At 60.3% G+C, this 23542-nt stretch carries 24 protein-coding genes; 10 read left to right on the plus strand and 14 right to left on the minus strand.

What is annotated here, in order from left to right:
- Window positions 1-9: 9 nt before the first annotated feature.
- Window positions 10-795, minus strand: coding sequence for a transporter substrate-binding domain-containing protein (locus FHN83_RS05830; RefSeq protein WP_039030079.1), 786 nt, complete (start codon window positions 793-795; stop codon window positions 10-12).
- A 214-nt stretch (window positions 796-1009) separates the two neighbouring features.
- Window positions 1010-1849 carry a MurR/RpiR family transcriptional regulator HpxU gene (gene hpxU / locus FHN83_RS05835; RefSeq protein ID WP_039030078.1) on the minus strand — a complete coding sequence of 280 codons (840 nt, stop codon included), beginning with the start codon at window positions 1847-1849 and terminating at the stop codon, window positions 1010-1012.
- A gap of 165 nt (window positions 1850-2014) precedes the next feature.
- On the opposite strand from hpxU, the gene hpxW reads away from it, so the two are divergent.
- The 4 genes from hpxW to hpxZ are packed head-to-tail and all read left to right on the plus strand — an operon-like array spanning window position 2015 to window position 5573.
- On the plus strand, window positions 2015-3598 hold the full coding sequence (gene hpxW / locus FHN83_RS05840) for an oxamate amidohydrolase (RefSeq protein ID WP_138371008.1): 1584 nt from the start codon (window positions 2015-2017) through the stop codon (window positions 3596-3598).
- Between the two features lie 9 nt (window positions 3599-3607).
- Window positions 3608-3796, plus strand: a complete 189-nt coding sequence (gene hpxX / locus FHN83_RS05845; protein WP_139563444.1) for an oxalurate catabolism protein HpxX — start codon at window positions 3608-3610, stop codon at window positions 3794-3796.
- Window positions 3793-5190, plus strand: coding sequence for an AtzE family amidohydrolase (locus FHN83_RS05850; protein WP_139563445.1), 1398 nt, complete (start codon window positions 3793-3795; stop codon window positions 5188-5190). Before hpxX ends, FHN83_RS05850 begins: the two co-directional genes overlap by 4 nt.
- Window positions 5187-5573 carry an oxalurate catabolism protein HpxZ gene (gene hpxZ / locus FHN83_RS05855; protein ID WP_139563446.1) on the plus strand — a complete coding sequence of 129 codons (387 nt, stop codon included), beginning with the start codon at window positions 5187-5189 and terminating at the stop codon, window positions 5571-5573. Before FHN83_RS05850 ends, hpxZ begins: the two co-directional genes overlap by 4 nt.
- Window positions 5574-5620: 47 nt before the next feature.
- Here hpxZ and puuE read toward each other — a convergent pair whose 3' ends face one another.
- The 3 genes from puuE to FHN83_RS05870 are packed head-to-tail and all read right to left on the minus strand — an operon-like array spanning window position 5621 to window position 8041.
- Window positions 5621-6565, minus strand: coding sequence for an allantoinase PuuE (gene puuE / locus FHN83_RS05860; protein WP_139563447.1), 945 nt, complete (start codon window positions 6563-6565; stop codon window positions 5621-5623).
- Window positions 6566-6581: 16 nt separating this feature from the next.
- Window positions 6582-7325, minus strand: a complete 744-nt coding sequence (hpxA, locus tag FHN83_RS05865) for an allantoin racemase (RefSeq protein WP_139563448.1) — start codon at window positions 7323-7325, stop codon at window positions 6582-6584.
- Entirely contained in the window at window positions 7325-8041 is a 717-nt protein-coding gene (locus FHN83_RS05870; RefSeq protein ID WP_139563449.1) for a GntR family transcriptional regulator, read from the minus strand. The genes hpxA and FHN83_RS05870 overlap by 1 nt, the downstream gene beginning before the upstream one ends.
- Window positions 8042-8185: 144 nt before the next feature.
- Between FHN83_RS05870 and FHN83_RS05875 the strand changes: the two genes are divergently transcribed.
- Both FHN83_RS05875 and guaD read left to right on the plus strand, forming a co-directional pair.
- The gene (locus FHN83_RS05875) at window positions 8186-9673 is read left to right on the plus strand and encodes an NCS1 family nucleobase:cation symporter-1 (protein WP_039030070.1); all 1488 of its coding nucleotides are present in this window, start codon (window positions 8186-8188) and stop codon (window positions 9671-9673) included.
- 105 nt (window positions 9674-9778) lie between these two features.
- Window positions 9779-11098, plus strand: coding sequence for a guanine deaminase (gene guaD, locus FHN83_RS05880; protein ID WP_139563450.1), 1320 nt, complete (start codon window positions 9779-9781; stop codon window positions 11096-11098).
- A 42-nt stretch (window positions 11099-11140) separates the two neighbouring features.
- Here guaD and uraH read toward each other — a convergent pair whose 3' ends face one another.
- From uraH to FHN83_RS05895, 3 genes are read right to left on the minus strand one after another with little or no spacing between them, the layout of a single operon-like run.
- Entirely contained in the window at window positions 11141-11467 is a 327-nt protein-coding gene (gene uraH, locus FHN83_RS05885) for a hydroxyisourate hydrolase (protein ID WP_039030068.1), read from the minus strand.
- Complete coding sequence (gene uraD / locus FHN83_RS05890) at window positions 11464-11964, minus strand: 2-oxo-4-hydroxy-4-carboxy-5-ureidoimidazoline decarboxylase (protein WP_139563451.1); 501 nt, start codon at window positions 11962-11964, stop codon at window positions 11464-11466. Before uraD ends, uraH begins: the two co-directional genes overlap by 4 nt.
- A complete protein-coding gene (locus FHN83_RS05895; RefSeq protein ID WP_139563452.1) occupies window positions 11942-13324 on the minus strand; it encodes a nucleobase:cation symporter-2 family protein in 1383 nt (460 codons plus the stop codon). The genes uraD and FHN83_RS05895 overlap by 23 nt, the downstream gene beginning before the upstream one ends.
- Window positions 13325-13668: 344 nt before the next feature.
- Here FHN83_RS05895 and hpxO point away from each other — a divergent pair, with 344 nt between their 5' ends.
- On the plus strand, window positions 13669-14823 hold the full coding sequence (gene hpxO, locus FHN83_RS05900; protein ID WP_139563453.1) for an FAD-dependent urate hydroxylase HpxO: 1155 nt from the start codon (window positions 13669-13671) through the stop codon (window positions 14821-14823).
- Window positions 14824-14860: 37 nt separating this feature from the next.
- Here the strand turns inward: hpxO and hpxR are convergent, their stop codons facing one another.
- The gene (gene hpxR, locus FHN83_RS05905) at window positions 14861-15772 is read right to left on the minus strand and encodes a LysR family hpxDE operon transcriptional regulator HpxR (RefSeq protein ID WP_138371019.1); all 912 of its coding nucleotides are present in this window, start codon (window positions 15770-15772) and stop codon (window positions 14861-14863) included.
- A 124-nt stretch (window positions 15773-15896) separates the two neighbouring features.
- Between hpxR and hpxD the strand changes: the two genes are divergently transcribed.
- Window positions 15897-16934 carry a molybdenum cofactor-independent xanthine hydroxylase subunit HpxD gene (gene hpxD, locus FHN83_RS05910; protein ID WP_039030063.1) on the plus strand — a complete coding sequence of 346 codons (1038 nt, stop codon included), beginning with the start codon at window positions 15897-15899 and terminating at the stop codon, window positions 16932-16934.
- A 12-nt stretch (window positions 16935-16946) separates the two neighbouring features.
- Window positions 16947-17915, plus strand: coding sequence for a PDR/VanB family oxidoreductase (locus tag FHN83_RS05915; protein ID WP_139563454.1), 969 nt, complete (start codon window positions 16947-16949; stop codon window positions 17913-17915).
- A gap of 20 nt (window positions 17916-17935) precedes the next feature.
- On the opposite strand, the gene FHN83_RS05920 is transcribed toward FHN83_RS05915, so the two are convergent.
- The gene (locus tag FHN83_RS05920; RefSeq protein ID WP_139563455.1) at window positions 17936-18937 is read right to left on the minus strand and encodes a zinc-binding alcohol dehydrogenase family protein; all 1002 of its coding nucleotides are present in this window, start codon (window positions 18935-18937) and stop codon (window positions 17936-17938) included.
- Between the two features lie 108 nt (window positions 18938-19045).
- Here FHN83_RS05920 and FHN83_RS05925 point away from each other — a divergent pair, with 108 nt between their 5' ends.
- Window positions 19046-19960, plus strand: coding sequence for a LysR family transcriptional regulator (locus FHN83_RS05925; RefSeq protein WP_139563456.1), 915 nt, complete (start codon window positions 19046-19048; stop codon window positions 19958-19960).
- Here the strand turns inward: FHN83_RS05925 and nanQ are convergent.
- The 4 genes from nanQ to FHN83_RS05945 are packed head-to-tail and all read right to left on the minus strand — an operon-like array spanning window position 19914 to window position 23463.
- Window positions 19914-20396, minus strand: coding sequence for an N-acetylneuraminate anomerase (gene nanQ / locus FHN83_RS05930; RefSeq protein WP_139563457.1), 483 nt, complete (start codon window positions 20394-20396; stop codon window positions 19914-19916). The genes FHN83_RS05925 and nanQ overlap by 47 nt on opposite strands.
- The gene (gene nanK, locus FHN83_RS05935; protein WP_139563458.1) at window positions 20393-21268 is read right to left on the minus strand and encodes an N-acetylmannosamine kinase; all 876 of its coding nucleotides are present in this window, start codon (window positions 21266-21268) and stop codon (window positions 20393-20395) included. Before nanK ends, nanQ begins: the two co-directional genes overlap by 4 nt.
- On the minus strand, window positions 21265-21954 hold the full coding sequence (locus FHN83_RS05940; protein WP_139563459.1) for an N-acetylmannosamine-6-phosphate 2-epimerase: 690 nt from the start codon (window positions 21952-21954) through the stop codon (window positions 21265-21267). Before FHN83_RS05940 ends, nanK begins: the two co-directional genes overlap by 4 nt.
- Window positions 21955-21972: 18 nt before the next feature.
- Window positions 21973-23463, minus strand: a complete 1491-nt coding sequence (locus tag FHN83_RS05945) for an MFS transporter (RefSeq protein WP_139563460.1) — start codon at window positions 23461-23463, stop codon at window positions 21973-21975.
- Window positions 23464-23542: the final 79 nt, after the last annotated feature.

Genomic DNA, 23542 nt, shown 5'->3' on the forward strand with positions numbered 1-23542 from the left:
GCACCAGCCTTATACGCCGAGGCTGGCAGGCAGCGGGGCTTTCAGCCACTTCTCAGACAGCGCGTTAAGGGTGCCGTCTTTCACTCCCTGTTCAATCAGCGCATCCACCTTCGCCTTGAGCGCTGGTTCGTTCTTTTTCAGGCCGATAAAGCAGGGCGAGTCCTTGAGCATAAAGCTCGGCACCGGGGCTTTGTCGGCGTTCTGCCGGGAAATGGCCGCGACCACCAGATTACCGGTCGCCACGTACTGCACCTGGCCGGAAAGATAGGCCGACAGCGTGGTGTTGTTGTCTTCATAGCGCTTAATCTGCGCCTCTTTCGGCGCTACGCTGCTCAGCACCATGTCCTCCACCGCGCCGCGCGTCACGCCAACGCTTTTGCCGCTGAGCGCCGCCGGATCTTTCAGCTCAGCTCCTGCAGGACCGAACACCCCCAGGAAAAACGGCGCGTAGGCGCGGCTAAAATCAATCACCTTTTCGCGTTCGGCGTTTTTACCCAGGCTTGAAATCACCAGGTCGACTTTATCGGTTTGCAGATAGGGCACCCGGTTGGCGCTGGTCACCGGCACCAGCTGTAGTTTGAGTTTCATCGCCTTAGCCAGATAGCGGGCCGTATCAATGTCATAGCCCTGCGGTTGAAGATCAGTACCCACCGATCCAAACGGCGGGAAATCCTGCGGTACCGCAATGCGGATCACACCGCGTTTTTCAATATCCTGCAGCTGGTCAGCCTGTGCCGCCGAAAGGTGGGTTAACAGGCTGGCAGCCCCAACCAGGGCAATAAGCAATTTCTTCATGAGGGTTCCCCGTTACGTTAGCATGAAACAAAAGATTCTTATGAATCAGTTTTGCAACTAATGTGCCAAAAAGAATTCAGCCTGACGCAAGGGGTATCAATGGGATTAAATGCAGTGAGAACAGAGGGAAGAGACCAAAAAGGAGGAAAGACCGCAGGCATTCCTCGCACTATTTTCGCACCAACAAGATGCAAGGCACCATGCTGGCGCCCCATTATCGGTGTTCGAGTTCATCCAGCTGCTGGTAAAGCGTGGCGATGTCGTGGATCCGCGGTCGGCCTTTATCGAGAATTTCATGCAGGAAGGCGTTCGCCAGCAGATTGATCAAGCTATTGACCGAGGCGTAGCTATCGTAAGCCGATACGCTATCCAGCGGGGCGCAAAGCTGCCAGCGCGCAAGCGGAAAGAGGCCATGCGCCTGCGGCTCGCACATCAGCAGGACCGGAATACCCTTGCTCTGTAGCTGCTGTAACAGCGGACGGATAATGCGCGGACGACGGCGGAACGCCAGCACCACCACCAGATCCTCAGCGGTTAAATCAACCAGCTCTTCACTCAGGCTCTGCCCAGGCTGAGGCAACACCAGCACCTGTCCCCGCGCCTGCAGGAGCTGCTGACGCAGATGCAGCGCCGCAGGCCAGGAGTTGCGCATGCCGACAATAAAGATGCGCCGGGCGGCGACCATAGCCTGAAGCGCACCGGCAAACTGCTGCACATCCAGCGCGTTGACCCACTGGGTCAGATTCGCCATCTCCTGTTTATAATGTCTTGCCAGCAGCGTGTTGCCCTGCACCGCGTCGCGATTGTCGGTAATCGGCATTCCGCTCTGGCGCAGGGTCCGCAGTTCATCCCGCATCTCTTTATATTTTTCATAGCCCAGTCGCTTAAACAGGCGGCTGACCGTCGCTTTAGAGACGCCGCTCAGCTGCGCCAGTTCGGCGCTGTTATAGCTGATGAGATCGTCAAAATGATCGAAGATAAAGTCCGCCACCCGCTGCTCCTGTGGCGATAAAGACGCATACTGCTCTTTCAGGCGTTCATCAAGCTGTTGCATAAGGCCTCTGTAACTTTTGTTTCACTGCACTATACCGTTAACCCCCTTCATAATGCATGCCAGTTCCGCAAAATGCCCTCATTCTGCAGCGAGTGAAACTTTACGTTCAAAAATGGAACAGCTTTTGCAACGCTTCGCACACAAACGGTTATCAGAGGACACGCCATGCAAAGTCATGTTGCCACCCAGGGGATGGCAGTTACTCCCCATCACCTGGCCAGCCAAAGCGCGCTGGCGATTCTGCGTGAAGGAGGCAGTGCCATTGAGGCAATGGTCGCCGCCGCATCAACCATTGCGGTGGTTTATCCGCACATGAACGGCCTGGGGGGCGATGGTTTCTGGCTGATCGTCCCTCCTGATGGCGATCCCATCGCCATCGATGCCAGCGGTGCGGCGGGGGCGCGGGCAACCCCGCAGGCCTATGAGGGGTTGGCGCACATTCCCCATCGCGGCCCGCAGGCTGCGCTTACCGTGGCCGGTACCGTCAGCGGCTGGGAAGAAGCACTCTCGATTTCCCACGATCTCTGCCGGAGCCACCTGCCCCTGACCCGCCTTCTTGAGGATGCTATCGGCTACGCCACTCACGGCATTCCGGTTACCGCCTCTCAGGCCAGGGCCACCGCAAGCAAACTTGACGAACTGCGCCACCAGCCCGGATTCGCCGATACCTTTCTGGTCAACGGACAGCCACCCGAGGCGGGTAGCCGCTTTTTGCAACCGGCGCTGGCAAACACCCTGCGCCGGTTAACGGAGGAAGGGTTAGACAGTTTCTACCGCGGGCCGCTGGCCGGACATCTGGCCCGCGGCATGGAAAGGTGCGGCATGCCGGTTACCCTCAGCGATCTGCATCAGCATCGTGCCCGCCGCCCGCTTCCGCTCAGGCTCGATCATCAGCACGGCGAGCTGTGGAACCTGGCGCCGCCGACCCAGGGGCTGGTCTCCCTGGCGATCCTCGGGATAACCGATCGTCTCGGGATGGCCGATGCTGACGATGCGCTGACCATCCACCGCATTGTTGAAGCCACCAAGCTGGCCTTTGGCCTGCGCGACGCCCACATCACCGACCCACGTCATCTTGATGTTGATATCCAGAGTCTGCTTACCCCTGCGGCGCTGCAGCCGCTGGCAGAGAAAATAGACGATCAACGCGCGGCCCCCTGGGGAGCAGGCAAAGGACCGGGCGATACCGTGTGGATGGGCGTTATCGATAAAAACGGTCTGGCGGTCTCCTTTATTCAGAGCCTTTACCATGAATTTGGCAGCGGCGTGGTCCTGCCGGACACCGGGCTGGTCTGGCAAAACCGCGGAGCCTCGTTCAGCCTCGACCCGGCGCATCTTCTGGCGCTGGCCCCGGGCAAACAGCCGTTTCACACGTTAAACCCCGCCGCGGCACGCCTGAACGATGGCCGGGTCATGGTATATGGCTCAATGGGGGGCGACGGACAGCCGCAAACCCAGGCTGCCCTCTTCACCCGCTACGTCATGCAAAATATGCCGCTGCAGGAGAGTATCTCCCGCCCACGCTGGCTGCTGGGACGCACCTGGGGACAGACATCCGATTCACTCAAGCTGGAAGGGCGCTTCAGCGCAGAGAGCATCGCCCATCTGCGACAGCTGGGGCATGAGGTTGACGTGCTGGCAGATTTCAGCGAAGCCATGGGCCATGCCGGGGCGATTGTCCGCCACCCTGATGGTCTTTTAGAGGGAGCCAGCGATCCGCGCAGCAACGGCTCCGCAGCCGGATATTAGGAGTTCACCATGACGACACCACAAACCGAATGGGATGCTTATCTCGCCCAAATGGAACACTTGCTGGCACTGGAGCTGGACGACGCGCGTCGCGCCGAGCTCAGCGTGCAGTTTACCCGCATTGCGGCGATGGCTGAGCCGTTGCTGGCTTTTTCCCTCGACGACCGCGTCGAAATCGCCGGAGTCTATAAAGTATGAAGCTACCTGAGATGACGATCGAAGAGATACGGCGTGCGTTAACCTGCGGCGAGCTGAGCGCCGTGGAGATTGCCCGCCACACCCTGGAGAATATCGCCCGCGTCAATCCGCATATCAACGCCTGGACCCACATCAGCGAAAAGCGGATGCTGGCTGAGGCGGAGCAGATTGATAGCCTGCGCCGGGACAAGCGCCCCCTGCCCGCGCTGGCGGCTGTTCCCTTTGCGGTAAAAAATCTGTTCGATGTCGCCGGACATACCACCCTTGCCGGAGCAGAATTGTTCAGCAAACGCCCCCCCGCCGTCGCCGACAGCCGGGCGGTGCGACAGCTGCATGGCGCGGGGGCGCTGCTGTCAGGGATGCTGAACATGGATGCCTACGCCTACGGTTTCACCACCGAAAACAGCCACTACGGGGCCACGCGCAATCCGCACGATCTTTCCCGGATCGCTGGCGGCTCTTCCGGCGGGTCGGCAGCTGCGGTGGCGGCCGGGCTGGTCCACTTCTCGCTGGGTAGCGATACCAACGGATCGATACGCGTTCCGGCTTCGCTGTGCGGCATCTTTGGCCTGAAGCCGACCTTCGGTCGTTTGTCCCGCGCCGGCAGCCACCCCTTTGTCGCCAGCCTTGACCACATCGGCCCGTTTGCCCGCCGTGTCAGCGATCTCTCGACGGTATACGATGTGCTGCAGGGCCAGGATCCCGCGGACAGTTTTCAGGCCGACAGGGCCAGCGAGCCCACGGCGAACCGGCTCTGCCGTGGGCTGGAGGGCCTGCGCTGCGCCACGCTTGGCGGCTATTTCTCCACCTGGTGCGATAACGACGCCCGTGCGGCTGTCGCCCGCGTCGCCCGGGCGCTGGGCGTTCAGGAGGAGCTCATTTTCCCGGAAGCGGAGCTGGCCCGCTCCGCAGCCTTTATTATCAGCGCCTCCGAGGGGGGAAATCAGTATCTTCCAGCGCTACGCCGCGAGCCGGAGCGTTTTGAGCCCAACTCCCGGGAGCGCCTGCTGGCGGGAGCGATGATCCCCGCCAGCTGGTATATCCAGGCCCAGCGCTTTCGCAACCATGCCCGGCAGGCGTTTAACGCCCTGTTCGCCCATGCTGAGGTGCTGATCGCCCCCGCAACCCCCTGTGCCGCTACGCCTGTCGGGGCGCAGACCATGGAGATCAACGGCCAGCCCCTGCCGATCCGCGCCAGTATGGGAATGCTGACGCAGCCCATCTCCTTTATCGGTTTGCCGGTCACCACGGTTCCGCTTCGCACGGCGGGCGGGCAGCCGATTGGCCTGCAGTTAATTGCCGCGCCGTTTAACGAGCAGGCCTGCCTGCGCGTGGCCCGGGTACTGGAAGAGATGGGTATCACCGATGCCAGCCCGGCGGAGGTGGCAGCATGATGACCGGAGAAGAGATTAACCGCCCGCAGGTGCTTGCCGAGGTGACGGCGGCGTTTTATCGCTACGAAGAGGCACTGGTCAGCAATGATATTGCCGTACTGGATGAACTTTTCTGGCACGACGCCCGCACGGTAAGGCTGGGGGCCGGGGAAAACCTGTACGGTATCGACGAAATCCGCGCGTTTCGTGCCGCCCGCCCTGCCGCTGGCCTGCAGCGCGAGCTGCGGCATACCACCATCACCACCTTCGGCGAGGATTACGCGGTGTGCAGCACCGAGTTTACCCGCGAGGGCAGCGAGCGTATTGGCCGTCAGCAGCAGACGTGGGTACGCTTTCCCTCGGGCTGGCGAATTGTCGCCGCCCAGGTGAGCCTGATGCTCTAATGTGCTGGAAATACCCTCTTCCTGGACGGGAGAGGGTAAAGACAGGGCTATTGATTTTGTGACGCCTGGTACGGATGAAAGTCACGCCAGCGATCGGCAATCTGCTGACGGGTACAGATCCAGACGTTGTCATGCTGCTGCACATAATCAAGAAAGCGCTGTAGCGCCCGAAAGCGGCCCGGCCGTCCAAGCAGGCGGCAGTGCATCCCAATGGACATCATTTTCGGCGCAGACTCGCCCTCCTCATAAAGCACATCAAAGCTGTCTTTCAGGTATGTGTAAAACTGCTCGGCGGTATTAAAGCCCTGGGCGGTGGCAAACCGCATGTCGTTCGCATCAAGCGTGTAAGGCACAATCAGATGCGGTTTGCGCGTGCCGTCACTGCACGCCACCTCGCTCCAGAACGGCAAATCATCGCCATAATAATCGCTGTCGTAATCAAAGCCGCCGTGCTCCACCACCAGCTGGCGGGTATTGGGGCTGTCGCGGCCGGTGTACCAGCCTGTGGGGGGCTTGCCAAAGAGATCGGTGAAGACCTGCACCGCTTTATTCAGATGCTCACGCTCCTGCTCAATGGGCATGTTCTGGTAATGGATCCAGCGCCAGCCGTGGCTGACCACGTCATAACTGGCCGCTTTGATCGCCTCCACCACATCCGGATGACGCGCCAGCGCCATTGCCACACCGAACACCGTTAGCGGCAATCCACGACGGCTGAACTCCCGGTGGATCCGCCAGAAACCGGCGCGGCTGCCGTACTCATATAATGAATCCATCGACATATGCCGGTCAGGGTAGCTGGCGGCACCGATAATATCGGACAAAAACTGTTCTGAACCGGCATCGCCGTGCAGCACATGGTTTTCGGAGCCTTCTTCATAATTAAGCACAAACTGCACGGCAATCCGCGCGTTGTGCGGCCACTGCGCGTGCGGCGGCTCCCCTGCGTAACCGCGCAGGTCGCGCGGGTAATCGTCTGCCAAAAATGCCATCTCCCACCTCTTCTCGTCAGAATGAATTTAATGTCTGAAATTTGCCGCTTAACGTCTTGGCCTCCGGATAAGCTAAATCGCCCTGCTTACTGGTGGACAGCCCGAGCGCCACCAGCGACTCCACCATCTTCACCGCCGCGCTGACGCCGTCGATCACCGGCACGCGCAGTTCACGGGTCAACGCCTGGGCCAGCGTCGCCATTCCGCCACAGCCCAGCACAATCGCCCCGCAGCCATCCTCCTTCAGCGCCTGGATACAGCGGGCGCGCACTTTCTCCTGCGCCAGCCCGCTGCCATCCTCCAGCGCCAGAACCGGGAGATCGATGGCGTGAAGAGCGGCACAGTGGTGTTCAAAGCCGTACTGACGCAGAAGATGGCGGGCGATAATCAAGGTTCTCGGCAGCGTGGTCACAATTGAAAAACGGGTCGCCACCAGGGTCGCCATATGCATTGCCGCTTCGGCAATGCCTATCACCGGCCCCTGCGCCAGTTCGCGCGCCGCCAGCAGGCCGGGATCGCCAAAGCAGGCAATCACGTGGCCATCCACACCCTGCTCCCGACCGGCTTTGATCTGCTCCAGCACGCCGACCGCGGCGATAGCTTCATCAAAATGGCCCTCAATGGATGCCACCCCGTCTTCGGGACAGACCGCCAGTATCCGGGTGCGCGGCGCGGCAACCGCTCTCGCGGCAGCGCCGATGGTTTCCGTCATGCCCGGGCTGGTATTGGGATTGATCACTTGTATACAAATAGCGGCCATTATTGCTCCTTAAAACCGGCAAACAGCCGGGCGAAATCAGGCAGAGTGACGCCAGAGCGCTCAAAACAGAGGCTGGCGGCGATATGTTCAAAATGGTGCGTCAATGCATCGCTGAGGGGCTGTAGCGCTTTGTCCCGCAGCAGCTGAATAAGCTGGTCGTGATCGTTGCAGCGGCAGCCCTGACGCCATGGCGATCCCCAGGTCGCAATCACTAAGGAGGAGCGCTGACTCAGATGGGTCACCATTTCCGTGAGCACCTGATTGCAGGAGATCGCCTGCAGCTGAATATGAAACCCGGCGGAGTAGCGGAGCGCCGCCGGACCGTCGTAGCGTTCATGGGCCTGCTGCTCCTGGCGGACAATCGCCTCCAGCCCTGCCAGGTGGGTTGGCTGGCAGCGGGCCAGCACATCAGGCAAATTCGCGACCTCCAGCAGGGTACGGGTACGAAAGATCGCCTGCGCCTCTTCAACCGTCGGGCTGGCGACCTGTGCACCACGTTTGGGTGCCAGCGTGACCATTTGCACCGTTGCGAGTCGCTGAAGCACTTTTCTGATCCCCGTCCGGCTTACGCCAAATACCTCCGACAGCGCCTCTTCCGGCAGTCTGCTTCCCGGGGGAAGCTGATGCTCGACAATGGCCGTCATCAGCGCCTGGTAGATGGATTCGTCCTTATCATGCAGCTCTGGCGCGGCCTGCAGACGATGTTGGTTGCTCATTCATTACCCCAGCTTTTACTTTTAGATAGCATCTTGTATACATACGATTAAATTATTGTATACAAAATGAACGATTTCTGGCCTGGATCCTGCAACGCCTCAGTAAGCCACTTAAAACGGGTTTCACTTACAGGAGCAGATTTCATGCCAAACAGACAAAACACGCATCAGGTTAATGACGCCGATCCTCACGCGGGTTACAGCCCACGGCTCTGCAATGAAGATCTGGCCCCGACACGCGATCAAAACTGGAGCTGGTACAACATCTTTTCGTTCTGGATGTCAGATGTGCACAGCATGGGAGGCTACGTGGTGGCCGCGAGCTTCTTTACCCTCGGCCTGGCGAGCTGGCAGGTTCTGCTGTGCCTGCTGGTGGGAATTTGTATCGTCCAGCTGTGCGCTAACCTCGTGGCGAAGCCCAGCCAGATGGCGGGCGTTCCCTATGCGGTGATCTCCCGCCAGGCGTTTGGCGTCTTTGGCGCTAACATCCCGGCGGTGATCCGCGGGCTTATCGCCTTCGCGTGGTATGGCATCCAGACCTGGCTGGCGGCCAATGCGCTGATGCTGGTATTACTGAAATTCTGGCCATCGCTGTCGGCGCTTACCTCAGCCAGCTTCCTGGGTCTGTCCCATCTCGGCTGGCTCTGCTTTGCTACCATGTGGCTGCTGCAGGCGATGGTGTTCTGGCACGGAATGAGCGCGATTAAGCGCTTTATTGATATTGCCGGACCGGCGGTTTATGTGGTGATGCTGGCGCTGGCGGGCTGGATTGTATACAAAACCGGGCTCGACGGGATCTCCTTTACCCTCGCCAGTAAATCCCTCACCACCGGGGAGCAAACCTGGCAGATGATCACGGCCATCGCGCTGGTGGTCTCCTACTTCTCCGGCCCGCTGCTCAACTTCGGCGACTTCTCGCGCTACGGCAAAAGCATGGGCGAGATCCGCCGCGGCAACCGCTGGGGTCTGCCGTTCAACTTCCTGCTGTTCTCTGTCGTTACGGTGGTTATTGTCTCCGGTACTCAGTCCCTGTTTGGCCGGATGATTACCGATCCGATTGAAACCGTCAGCCGCGTAGGCAACGACCTGGCCGTCGCCATCGGCCTGCTGACCATGATCACCGCCACCATCGGGATCAATATCGTGGCGAACTTTGTCTCCCCGGCGTTCGATTTCTCAAACTGTTCGCCGCAGAAGATCAGCTTTCGCACCGGCGGAATGATCGCCGCCGTCGGCTCGGTCCTGCTGACGCCATGGAACCTGTTTAACTCCCCGGAGCTTATCCACTACACCCTCGACGTGCTGGGGGCGTTTATCGGCCCGCTGTTCGGCATTCTGCTGGTGGATTTCTATGTGATTAAGCGCGGTCAGGTTTCAGTTAACGACCTGTTCGACGATACGCCAAAAGGGAAATACTGGTATCGCAACGGCTTCAACCCAAAGGCCATCGCCGCGCTGGTTCCCTCCGTCGCCATTGGTCTGGTCATCAGCTTTATTCCGGCCCTGCATGAAGTGGCTAACTTTAGCTGGTTTATTGGCGTCTTTGTGAGCGCTGCCGCCTACCGATGGATTGCGCGGGAGGATCGCGCCGCTGCGCCTGCCCGTTTTGGCGCCCTTGCCCAGAAAGAGTAATTCAGCCCCGCCGCGGCACTCCGCCGCGGCGCGCCCTCCTTCCGGATAAACTGGCATCAATTTTGCTCGCTCTGTTTACCCTTTCGTTTAGCCACAAGGCAGAGACTGATGGACTACCATATCGCCCTTCGCGGCGCCTTTTTCGACATCGGTACCGTTGCCGATTGCCCTGACGATATCGCCCGTCACGCACGCTACGTGGAGGATGGCTTACTTTTTATCCGGGACGGGTGCATTGTGGCGCTCCTCCCCTGGCTGGAGGGGGAGCAGTACCTGCAGCCACTGAAAGGCTATCGCGATCTGAGCGGGAAACTGTTACTCCCCGGTTTTGTCGATGCCCACGTCCACTATCCGCAAACCGAAATGATTGGTGCTTTTGGCGAGCAGCTGCTGGAGTGGCTCACGACCTATACGTTTCCGGTGGAGGGTCAGTTTTCCGACGCCGGTTACGCCACGGAGATCGCACAGTTCTTTATCAGCCAGCTCCTGAGCCATGGCACCACCACCGCGCTGGTATTTTGTACCCTGCATCCTGAATCGGTGGACGCCCTTTTCAGCGAAGCGCTGAAGCTGAATATGCGCCTGCTTGCCGGTAAGGTGATGATGGACCGTCATGCCCCGGACTATCTCAGCGAAAGCGCGGAGCAGAGCTACCGGCAAACCCGGGAGTTGATTCAGCGCTGGCATCAGCGCGGGCGCCTTGGTTACGCCATTACCCCCCGCTTCGCCCCCACCTCCACGCCAGCGCTGCTGGCTGCGGTGCAACAGCTGCGGGAGGAGTTCCCCGACACCTGGCTGCATACCCATCTGAGCGAAAACCTCAGCGAAGTCGCATGGGTAAAAAGCCTGTGGCCGGAGCATGAACACTATCTTGATGTCTACCATCACTACCAACTGACCGGCGAGCGCAGCGTTTTTGCCCACGGTATCCATCTGGCGGACGCAGAGTGGCAATGCCTGCACGATACCGGTTCCGCCGTGGCCTTTTGCCCCACCTCTAACCTGTTTCTCGGCAGCGGGCTGTTCCGTTTGCCCACCTGCTGGCAGAAAAAGGTGCGAATGGGGATCGGCAGCGACGTCGGCGCAGGCACCACGTTCAGCATGCTGCGAACGCTGGGGGAGGCTTATAAAGTGGGCCAGTTGCAAAGCTATCGCCTGCGTGCCAGCGAAGCCTTCTACCATGCCACCCTCGGCGGTGCGCACGCCCTGCGTCTTGATGACAGGATTGGTAATTTCCAGCCGGGTAAAGAGGCCGATTTTGTGGTCATCGACCCGGCAGTCACGCCGCTGCAACGCTTACGCAGCGGACGCTGCAAAGATATCTATGAGCAGCTGTTCGTGTTGATGACCCTGGGGGATGAGCGCAATATCAGCGAGACCTGGGTGAACGGCAAATGCGTCTGGGGGGAAGCAGAGGGGGAGTAACGAGGGTACCGGCGTCTGACATGACGCCGGTAAAAGACTGCGTTAACTTCCGCGATAGGTAGACCAGCCGCCAGGGGCAATCAAAAACGGCAGATGGTAGCGATCGCCCGCCGTCTCCCGGATGGCAAAATCAATCTGCGCGCTCAGAAAGATCGTCTCCCGGCCACCGGCGGCAAACCACTCTCCAGTCGCCGCCGTCAGGCGGTAGCGCCCTGCCGCCAGTTGCCCGGCGCCGAGCTCGCCGATTCGCCCGTTCTCGTCCGTCACGCCTGCGGCAATCTGCGCGCCTTCCCGCTCCAGCGTCACCTTCACCCCCTGCGCCGGTCGGCCGGTAGAGATATCCAGAATATGGGTGCTTAAGGTACTCATTCGCCAATGGCTCCTTCCAGTCGTAATAACGTAATTTCGCGCAGCTGCGCTAACGCATCCTGCACCTCTGCACTGTCGCTGTTGTCTAAACGGCGCGACAGCGCCTGTAGAATATCCTCCCCGCTGCGCCCTTTAGCGCGGATCAGAAAGACCCGCCCAAATCGCGCCTCGTAGCGGGCATTGCCCTCCCTGAGGGCCCGGGCCAGGGCGGCATCGCCATCGTTAACGCTGGCCTGTTCCTGACGCGACAGCGCCGCGTGCTGCTGCTCACCCGCGGGCTTTTCTCCGATGCGCGGATGGGCGCTCAGGGCCTGGTTCAGCTCAACTTCTCCCCAGGAGGCCATCAGCTGCTGCGCGGCATGCAGCATTGCCTCACGGGAGCGCCAGGGGCGCCCCTCAGCCAGCGCCGTCGCCCAGCCGGGAACGGCGACGCAGGGAGCCAGCAGGGTAGCGGCCTCTGCGACGCTCAGGCGGTTAAAGTGATTCAGCGTGATCATCAGCGCTCCTTTTTACCGCCGCGGCGGTTGATGTCTCTTCCGGGATAATCAGATTGAGGATAATCGCGACCAGACCACCGCTGGTGGCCGCTGAGCCGAACAGGTTCTCAACCACCGGCGGGAAATGGGCCAGGAATTCAGGCACGGCTTCGATACCCAGCCCAAAGCCAAATGCCAGACCGACAATCAGCATATCGCGGCGGGTCAGCGGTTTCTGGGTCACGATGCGGATCCCCGCCGCGACCACGCAACCAAACATCACCATGGTCGCGCCGCCCAGTACCGGCGCCGGGATCTGACGAAGGAGCTCGCCAAAGGGTGGGAACAACCCCAACAAAATCAGGATCCCACCGATATAGCGGCCAACGTAGCGGCTGGCAACGCCGGTCATCTGGATCACGCCGTTGTTCTGCGCAAAGGTGGTGTTCGGAAAAGCGCAGAGCATCGCCGCCACCATACAGCTGATCCCGTCCGCCATAATGCCGCCTTTCAGACGCGTACGAAAGGCACGATCGTCGATGGACTGCTGCGAAATCAGGCTGTTGGCCGTCAGATCGCCGACGGCTTCCAGAATGCAGACCAGCGATACCAGCGCAATGGGCAAAAAGATCGCGCCGTTAAACTCAAAGCCAAACGGGAAGAGCTGGGGCAGGCGGAACCAGACGTCGCCAACGGGCTTAAGCTGGAAACTTCCGCTCAGGGCGGCCGCCAGGCAGCCGACGGCGATGCCTGTCACCACCGACGAAAGTCGCAGCCAGCGGTTTTTCATGCAGCTGAGCAGGACGATGGTGCCCAGCGTCACGGCGCCGAGCGTGATATTGCCCATACTGGCGAACTCTTTTGCATGCTCCCCGCCGCTCCAGTTGACGATGCTGACCTTAATCAGGCTCATGCCAATCAGCGCAATAACGCTACCGGTAATAATCGGGGTAAAAATTCGCTTCAGGGGTTCGATAAAGCGGCTGACGATACAGGGAACCAGTGCGGCAACGAAATTGACGCCAAACAGCATAGCCATAATATCCTGCGGCGTGCCCCCCTGCCCCTTTACCCACATGCCACCTGCGATCGCCACCCCGAGAAAAGCAAAGCTGGTGCCCTGCATACAGATCATGCCGGCGCCAACGCCCCACAGGCGGTTAGATTGTAAAAAGGTGCCGATACCCGATGCCAGCAGGGACATGCTGATTAAATAAGGCAGCCACTGCTCTAACCCTAATGCAGCCCCGATAATCAGCGGCGGCGTAATAATTCCCACCAGCCCGGCAAGCACATGCTGTAGCGCGCTGAAAATAGCCGGAACCGGCGGAATCTGCTGCTCAAGGCCGTACAGTAAGCCACCGTTCTTTTCCTCTGACATAGTCTTTCATCCCGTTGCGAATAAGCGTGCAGTGGCAATTGCATAAACCAGGCCAGATTTGCTCACTTTTTGTCACTACTGGATTTACACCTTTAATATCAGTTAATTAATCGCTTCCTCAGTCAATAACCAGCGGTCTGAAACGCACCTGCCTCATGAAACATTAGATTCTTAATTAGCTTTCAGGAAACTATTGATTCACAAAAGAGCAACATTTACCCCATTACGCCCTCCTTTTGTGCAAACGCCGCCGTAAAAGACGCCGGAAAGCGCCAGATGCCTCCGATCGTCATTGTGGTACGCAAATTGCTCAAGGCTATTACAACGCAAAACAGGAGAAGAATATGAAAGCACTGGTGATTGGGGGCGGGATTGGCGGTCTGAGCGCGGCGGTGGCGCTAAAAAATGCGGGTATCGAGTGCGAGGTCTTTGAGGCCGTAAAAGAGATCAAACCGGTGGGCGCCGCCATCTCCATCTGGCCGAATGGCGTAAAATGCATGCGCCACCTGGGTATGGGCGAAATTATCGACAGCTACGGCGGCCCGATGCATTTTCTGGCCTATAAAGAACACCGCCGGGCAGAGACCCTCACGCAGTTCAGCCTTGCTCCGCTGGTGGAGCGCACCGGCGGACGTCCCAGCCCGATATCCCGTGCAGAATTGCAGCGCGAGATGCTCGACTTCTGGGGACGCGATGCCGTGCAGTTCGGTAAACGCGTGACCCGCTGCGAAGAGAATGCCGACGGCGTCTGCATCTGGTTCACCGATGGCTCAACGGCACAGGGGGATTTCCTGATTGCCGCCGACGGTAGCCATTCCGCGCTGCGCCCGTATGTGCTCGGCTACACTCCGCCGCGCCGCTACGCGGGCTACGTTAACTGGAATGGGCTGGTGGATATTGATGAAACCATCGCCCCCGGCAATCAATGGACCACGTTTGTCGGCGAGGGAAAACGCGTCTCGCTGATGCCGGTCTCCGGCGGCCGCTTTTACTTTTTCTTCGACGTTCCGCTGCCGCTGGGCCTCCCGGAAGATCGCAGTACCCTGCGCGCTGACCTTAGCCGCTACTTCAGCGGATGGGCGCCGCAGGTGCAAAAGCTGATCGCCACTCTCGACCCGCAGACCACAAACCGGATCGAGATCCATGATATCGAACCCTTCGATAAACTGGTGCGCGGGAAAGTAGCGCTGCTGGGGGATGCGGGGCACAGCACCACACCGGATATCGGCCAGGGCGGCTGCGCGGCAATGGAGGATGCGGTGGTGCTGGGGGATCTGTTCCGCCAGAGTCAGGACATTTCACAGGTGTTAGGCCAGTATGAAACGCTACGCCGGGACCGGGTCCGCGACCTGGTGCTGAAGGCGCGCAAACGGTGCGATGTCACCCACGGTAAAGACAGGGCGCTGACAGAGGCGTGGTATCAGGAGCTGAAGGCTGAGACCGGAGAGCGGATCATCAATGGCCTGTGTGAAACCATTCAGGGCGGGCCGTTGGGCTAAACGCGGCGGCTGTTCGGGCTTTTGTGGACAACACCGGTTAGGGCGCAGCCTGCATCATCTCCATAACCCCGGTCAGCTTCTGGATAGCCATCTGCGCCGGGCGGGAAAGCTGGCGCGAGGGTGCGGTGCACAGGGCCAGCGTCAGCGGCCGCAGCAGCTTATTACGCAGCGGTATAAATGCCAGGCGCCCCTCCTTCACCTCATCCAGAACATCCAGTCGGCTAAGGACGGTAACGCCGCTGCCTTTCAACAGCAGCGATTTAATCAGCCGGATGTCGTTGCAGCGCACGCTATTTGCCGGGGAAAAATCATAATGGCGATAGAGCATCGACACCCGCTCATGCACGATGAGCGGTGCCCCGGCAATGATATGCCGCTCGTCGCTTAATTCCCCCAGTGAGAGCATCGCAGCCTGAGCCCGGGGATGATCCGGGCGCATCACCACCCCCATCTCCAGCTCGGCAAATGCCAGCACGCTCAGTCCGGCCTGGCCTTCGGGATCGAGGATCAGGCCAAAATCGAGATCCGCCTGCCGCACCCGCTGGCTGACGGTATGGCTGTCCGCCACCTGCAGGTTCAGCTCCAGCCAGTGCCAGCTGCCAATAATCTCCGCCAGCGCGGCGGCAAAACATCCTTCCGCCAGGGCCTGCACCATGCCGACGCTGACGGTGCCGCGCTTCAGCCCCTGAAGCTCATCAAATTTCTGCCGCGTAAGCTGAAACTCCTTTTGCCAGCGCAGCAGATTTTCATACAGCAGCTCGCCAGCCGTGGTCATACGCAGCCCTTCGGGCAGACGCTCAAACAGCGGCGTACCGAACGCCTCCTCGGCCTGCAAAATTTGCCGGTTAATCGCCGAGGCGGAAATATGCAGTTTTTCCGCCGCCCGGCGCAGGCTACCGCTGCGGGCCACTTCGGTAAAATAGACAGCAAAACGCGAAAATGGACTCATTCTGGCCTGTTCTCTTTTTTGCAACGCATAGCTGAATTAATGGCGATGGATGTCAACACCCTAATATGGCAACAATAAACTCACAACAATTAAACAATTATTTGTGTGAGCAGGAAAAGACGCCATGAACAGAACGCAACCCACGCCCCCCGCCCATTGCACCTTTGAGCCTGACGACTGGCTGCGTCTGGCGAAATGCTGGCACCCGGTCGCCCGCGCCTGCGATATCGGCCCGGCGCCAGTAAAAGCCACCCTGCTGGATGAGCAGCTGGTGATCTACCGCATTAAAGGCCAGGTGGTGGTAGCCCGCGATGTCTGTCCCCATCGCGGCGTACCGCTGACGCTCGGTTTTCACGATGAAGAGGGGATCGTCTGCCCCTATCACGGGCTGCGCTTCGGCGAAGAGGGCCGCTGCAATCGCATCCCCTCCAGTCCCGATCAGCCGGTTCCGGCTAAGCTTCATCTCACCGCATTTGCGGTGGAGGAGCGCTACGGCCTGATCTGGACCTGTCTGGACTTCGATCCGCAGGATCCTGTGCCGCTGCCGGTCATGCCGCACTGGCACGATGAGGGCTTTCAGCAAATCAACTGCCCGGGGTTTGAGGTCAAGGGTTTTGCCGGTCGTCAGGTCGAAGGGTTTCTTGATGTGGCCCACTTCGCGTGGATCCATACCGACACCTTTGCCGATCCGGATAATCAGGTCGTGCCGACCTACAGCACCCAGGAGACACCGTCAGGCTTCAGTGCCGATTACTGGAGTTCGGTGAGCAACTATCCCCCGAGCGCCGGTTTTCGGGCGCCGGAGGGTTTCCAGTGGCTACGCCATTTTGAAATGCATCTGCCCTTTACCGCCACCCTGACCATCCATTTCCCCGGCGATGATCGGCTGGTGATCATGAACGCCGCCTCGCCGGTCTCCTCGCGGATCACCCGCATGTTTGCGCCCATCGCGCGTAATTTCGATCTGCACGTGCCGGTGGAAGAGGTGCACGCCTTCAATCTGCGCATCTTTGAGGAGGATCGCCTGATGGTGGAGACGCAGCGTCCGGAAAGATTGCCGCTGGATTTAACCCTTGAGGCCCACATTCCCGCCGACCGCAGCTCCATCGCCTACCGCCGTGGTCTTAAGAAAATGGGTTTCGGCGACTTTTTCCTTGTCTGAAGGAGCACCATCATGAGCGAACTACTCGATGTTGTTGTGGACGGCCTCTGGCGACAGGGGAGCCACAGCCTCGCCGTCAGGCTGGTGGCCGAAAACGGTTTGCCGCTCCCCGTCTGGCAGCCCGGCGCGCATATCGATGTGCATCTGCCCTGCGGGCTTATCCGCCAGTATTCCCTCACCGGAGCGCAGCGCGAGCAGGACGGGTATCTGATTTGCGTGGCGCTGGAGAGCGGATCCCGCGGCGGGTCCCGCTATATTCACCAGCAGTTGCGCCCCGGCCAGAGGCTGGCTATCTCCCGCCCGCGAAATCTGTTCCCTTTACTGTCGGCAGAACGGGTGATGCTGCTGGCGGCCGGGATTGGCATAACGCCGCTGTATGCCATGGCATTGCAGCTGGAGGCGCAGGGGGTGCCCTTTACCCTGCACTATTATCTGAAAACCCGTCATCACGGGGCCTTTGTCAGGGAGCTGCAGCAGGCGTTCAACATCGGGAGTGTAGTGATTCACTGTTCGAGTGAGGGGAGCAGCGCCCGCCATCACCTGTCCGCCGCGCTGGCAGAATCAACATCCGGGACCCCGATTTACCTTTGTGGACCCGCTGGCTTTATGGCGCATGCACGTCACGCCGCGCTGGAACAGGGCTGGCCGGAGACGCTGATCCACAGCGAAGCCTTCCAGCCCCTCGCAACGCCTGCCGACGCGCAGGCGGGAGAGACCTTCTGGGTGACCCTCGCGTCATCCGGTGAACGGTGGCCAGTGCCCCCGCATCAAACCATCGCCCAGGTCCTTCAGGAGAACGGCATCGACGTTCCCCTCTCCTGCGAGATGGGGATTTGCGGGGCCTGCCTGACCCCGGTGCTGGAGGGGATTATTGACCACCGCGACACCGTCCAGTCGGCGGCTGAAAAATCGGCCAGCACACAGCAGATTGCCCTTTGCTGCTCGCGCAGCCGGTCAGCGGATCTGCGTCTGGATATGTAAGTGTTCCGGCGGCGTCTGCGTCAGAACCCTTCCAGCACAATCTTCCCGACCGCACGCCCGGTCTCTAACTGAGCATGGGCTTTCTGCAGATTTTCCGCCGAAATCGCCCCGTAGTGTTCACCCAGCGTCGTGGTGATAATTTTATCGTCAATCAGCCCGGCAACCCGGGTCAGCAGTTGGTGCTGCGCAACCATATCGGCGGTCTCAAACATAGACCGGGTGAACATAAACTCCCAGTGCAGGGAGATGCTTTTTGCCTTCAGCGGGCGGGCGTCCAGCGTCTCGGGATCGTCAATCAGCGCCAGTTTCCCCTGCGGTGCCAGGGCCTTAATGATCTCCGCGTAGTGCGTCGCGGTGTGGTTAAGGCTGGCGACGTGGGTCACCTCTTTGATTCCTGCGGCGGCGAGGGCTTCCGACAGCGGTTTGCTGTGATCGATAACATGATGCGCCCCCGCCTCCTGCACCCATTTCTGGCTTTCGGGACGTGACGCCGTACCTACGACGGTCATTTTCGTCAGCTTACGCGCCAGCTGGACCAGGATCGAACCCACCCCGCCTGCGGCACCGACGATCAGCAGGGTATCGCCTTCGTTACCCTGCTCCTGAACGCCCAGGCGATCGAAGAGCATTTCCCACGCGGTGATGGCGGTTAACGGCATCGCCGCGGCAGCAGCGTTATCCAGGGTTTTGGGCTTCAGGGCCACAATACGCTCGTCCACCAGCTGGAACTCGCTGTTGCTGCCCGGCCGTCCCAGCGCCCCGGCGTACCAGACTTCATCCCCCGGGGCGAAAAGCGTCACCGCTTCGCCCACCGCGGCAACAACCCCTACCGCATCCCAGCCGAGCACCCGTGGGGTATCGCCGCTAAACCCGGCGCGGACCTTGGTATCCACCGGGTTAACGGAGATAGCTTTTACTTCAATCAGCAGATCGTGACCTGTCGCCACCGGCTGCGGCACTTCGATATCCTGCAGGTAGGCGATGTTGTCAGGGGCGGAACGGGTAATGGCAATGGCTTTCATAATCTCTCCGGCGTTTTATCGTGTGAGTCGCAATAATTTGATGGTAAAGCGAAGCTGTGACGGGAAAAATAGCCTCGCGGAGACAAGACTTATACTCGGGAGATGAAAATGTTTCGGCTTGAAGATTTGTTACTGTTCGTGCGGGTCTCGGCGCTGAGCAGCTTCAGCGATGCGGCGCGTGAAGCGGGCGTCCAGCCGGCGCAGGTCAGCTCCGCCATCAAACGGCTGGAGTCGTCTCTCGGCATCCGGCTCTTTGCGCGCTCCACCCGCAGCCTGCGCCTGACGCCGGAGGGCGAAGCCTGGCTTCCCTACGCGCGCCAGATGCTGGATGCGATGTACGCCGGAATGCAAAAAATACGCGCGCCCGAAGAGGAGATCTCCGGCACGCTGCAGATTGCCGTCCCGTCGGATCTGGGCCGCCATCTTCTGCTCCCGGTGTTTCAGGCGTTTGACCAGCGCTACCCGGCATTGCGGCTGCGCATCTTTTTCTCCGACCAGGTGGCCGACGTGTTTAAAGATCCGGTTGATATCGCCTTTCGCTACGGCACGCCGGAAGATGCATCGTACATTTCGCTCCCGGTCGCGCCGGATAACCGCCGCGTGCTGGTGGCCTCTCCGGAGTGGGTCGCCCGCCACGGTGAGCCCTCGCACCCCGATGAGTTAAGCCGGGTCAACGCCCTTACCTTTGTCCTGCGCGGTCGCCTTCACGATCGCTGGACCTTTTTCCGCGACGGCGAAACCCACAGCGTGAGCGTCAGCGGCACCATGATGAGCGATGATGCCGAGGTCATCCGTCGCCTGGCGGTCTCCGGGGCGGGCGTGGCCTATAAATCCAGGCTGGACGTCGCAGAAGATCTCCGCGCCGGTCGGCTGCAGATCTTGATGAAGGGGTATGAGGGGGAAAGCGTGCCGCTGAATATGATCTGTCCGCACCGCAAACAGCTGTCTGCGGGGGTCAGATTATTGTATGAGGCGGTTAAAGCGTGCTGTGAAGGTCAGTCAGCGCACGATGATGTAATTTGATCACCGCTTTTTTGACCGTCCCGGGGTGAGTGGTAAAACAGCCCGGCTTATGGGGTTCGCCCGGCATAAAAATGGCAAACATCCCCGGCTTCAACGTTACGGACTGCTGATGTTCAATGCGGTCGCAGAGCTGATAGTCCTCCTCCTCGTGCCACTCATCACAGTCCCGGGCGCTTCCCGCCAGGCCGAAATAGATGTGCTCTTCCCCCTCCAGCAGGATCTGAATATCGATATACGCGCGGTGCAGCTCCGCGCGTTTTTCCTCTGCGCGCTGGGTCGCAAACTGCATCACATTCACCCACATCTCTTCACCCTGCAGCGGATAGCTGCCCGGTGCCAGCTGCGACAGCCCCGCGCTCAGCACCTGGTCGATCGCCTGACAGAACACCGCCGACAGACCGGCAGCCTGCATGCGGTTGATATCCCCCAAAATCATTGCCACGCTCCTTTTGCCCACAATGCCGCGCCCAGCAGCCCCGCGTCGCCGCGATGGCGGGCTGAACAGAGTTCGGTCTGATAAACGCCTGGCTCCTGCGCCAGGTAGTGCTGCACCTGCGACAGATAGCCGTCGGCGAGGCCAATACTGCCGCCAATCACCACCCGCTGGCAGTCGGTCAGGGCTTTCAGATCGGCAATTAACCGCGCCAGCGTGCGGGCAGAGCGCGCAATCAGCGCCACCGCCTGGGCATGCCCCTCTGCGGCATGGGCAAAAATGGCTTTCGCATCCAGCCCGCAAAGCTCTCCTTCTGCCGCCGCGGCGATGCCCCGGCCCGAGGCGATGGCTTCCACGCAGCCGATCCGCCCGCAGCCGCAGCGCGGCCCGTTCGGGTCGGCCAGGGTGTGGCCGCAGTGCCCGGTCAGCCCGCCGGAGCCGGTCACCAGTTTGCCGTTATGGACAACCCCGCCCCCCACGCCGGTCGACACGGTGATAAACACCATATCGCGGACGGCGTGCGGCATGTGCTGATACTCCGCCAGCGCCGCGGCCTGGGCATCGTTCAGGGCTACGCCGGGAAGCCCGGTCAGAGCCGACAGATATTTCACCAGCGGGAAATGCGACAGCCCGCCGAGGTTTGCCGGGTTAATCGAGGTGAGCACGCCCTCCTGAATAATCCCGGTCGAGGCGACAGCGAAGTGCTGCGCCCGCGGGTAAAGCGGCGTCACCAGTTCACTCATCGCCGCTTCCAGCGCATCCGGCGTTTTGCTGGCGGGAGTGGGGATCTCCCGGCGCTCAATAATCTTCAGCTCGCTGTCCACCAGCGCCGCGGCGAGTTTGGTCCCGCCGATATCCATCGCCAGCGTAATCATTTTGTTGCTCCCTGCAGGGCATCGCGATACCACTGGCAGATATGCTCCAGCCGGGTGATGGCAGAGCCGACCGTCACGGCCCATGCCCCGTGCTCAATGGCCTGCGCCGCCAGCTCCGGTGAGTTGTAGCGCCCTTCGGCCACCACCCGGCAACCGGCCTGACTCAGGGTAGAAACCAGCGCCAGATCCGGCTCGACGGGGGTGACGTCTGAGGTGTAGCCCGAAAGCGTAGTGCCAATCAGCTCAACCCCCAACTGGCGGCAATACAGCCCGTCCTGCTCTGAGGAGCAGTCTGCCATGGCGATCAGCTGATGGTGGCGAATGCGCGCCAGCAGGGCCTCAACCGGTACAGGGCGCGGGCGCTGCGTACCGTCAAAGGCAATGATGCTGGCCCCCGCCTCGGCCAGCGCATCCACATCCTCCAGCCACGGCGTAATGCGCACCGGGGTGTCGGGCAGATCGCGCTTCACGATGCCGATAACCGGCACGCTCACCACTGCGCGTACCGCCCGCAGGTTTTCAATCCCTTCGATGCGCAGCCCCACGGCACCCGCCTGCTCTGCCGCCAGCGCCATCGCCGCCACAATCTCCGGCTTATCCAGCGGGCTGTTGGGTACCGGCTGACACGAGACGATCAGCCCGCCCCGGGCCTTAACGTTTGCATCCAGTTCATCAAGGAACGACATAACTCCTCCGTTAAAAATTCAGCCTTTGTGTCTGGCGAGCTGGCTGGCTTTGTCGCCAGCGATAATGGCGCCGCTGAACGGTTTACCGTCGATGGCATCGTGGGTACGCAGGGCTTCAGGATGCAGCCAGCGTTGAACGCGGGACGGCATATCAAAGCCAATCAGCAGGATGACGACGAACGTCAGGCCAAACGACAGCGAGCAGAGCGCGGTGCCCAGATCCAGACGCTGGGCGATAAACGCCCCCAGAACCGGGGCCAGTGCGCCGCCGAGCGCGCCGACGTTATAGGTAAACCCGAGCCCCGCCGCGCGCTGTTCGGTATCAAAGTAGCCACCGATCAGTTTAGGCAGGATCCCGGAGATACCCTGGCCAAGCATCTGCTGGAAGAAGAGCAGCAGGCCCAGCACCCAGACGCTGCTGCCGCCAATGGTGAAGACCGGAACGATCAGCAGCTGGGAGGCCAGCAGGCTACAGACATAGGCCTTGCGCGTGCCCAGCCAGTCGCCAAGGAACCCCCCGGCGCAGCAGCCAGCCGCCGCGCCAAAGCCGCTGAAGAACAGCACCTGGGCAACGGTTGCGGGGTCGTAAGCCAGATCGGTTTTCAGATACGTCGGCAGCAGGGCCTGAATCGGCCAGGAGTATAAGAAGGCAAACAGCACCACCACCATCAGGGTGACGCCGGTCGGCCAGCGCTTGCCGCTGCTTTGCACCATAAAACTGATGAAGATCCCCGCGCACAGCAGACCGAGAATGGCCACAATCGCGGCGCTCTCCAGCTGGCCTGCGAAGCAGAACCACAGCGAAACGGCGGCCACCAGGGTCATGGCGATGTTGATAAACCGGTGTTCGCCGCGATAGAGAATATCCACCATGGTTTTCACCGGCGTATTGCTCTGCTGCTTCTCTTTCCAGTCTTCCGCCTCCGGGATATTTTTTCGCAGCCAGAGGGCAAACACGATTGGCAGAATGCCGATGAAGAACAGCGCCCGCCAGCCCCACTCCGGCACCACCAGGCTGTAAACCTGCGCCGCCACTACCGCGCCCACGGAGAAGCCCGAGATCAGGAAACCGCTGGCTTTATTACGCAGGTGTTTGGGCCAGCTTTCGATCACGTAGGTGGCGCTGGAGCCATACTCCCCCGCCATCCCCATGCCGATCACCAGCCGGGCGATAAACATGGTGGTGTAGCCCTGGGCCAGACCGCAGGCCAGCGTCCCGACGGAAAAGAGAACAATGCTGCTGACCATCGCCAGACGACGACCGTAGCGATCCCCCATCGCGCCCAGTACCAGGCCGCCGAACCAGCGGGAGATAAAGGCGGCGGAGATCAGACTTGCGGCGTGCAGGGTGGTCAGGCCGAATTCGGTTTTTATATCGGTTAAAACAAGGGCGATGAGGACAAAATCAAAACCATCAAGAACATAACCGACCCAGGCGGCAGAAAACGCGCGCCACTGCTGACGGTTAAGGCAACGATACCACGGGACATTTTGTGTCATTGTATTCATGTCAGTCTCCGCAATGGGTAAACCCATACGCTGTTTTGTAGGATACAGCTTCAGTGATGCCGGGTATGCCCGGCATCCG

Source organism: Leclercia adecarboxylata, from assembly GCF_006171285.1.
In the GTDB taxonomy this organism is placed as follows: domain Bacteria; phylum Pseudomonadota; class Gammaproteobacteria; order Enterobacterales; family Enterobacteriaceae; genus Enterobacter; species Enterobacter barmai.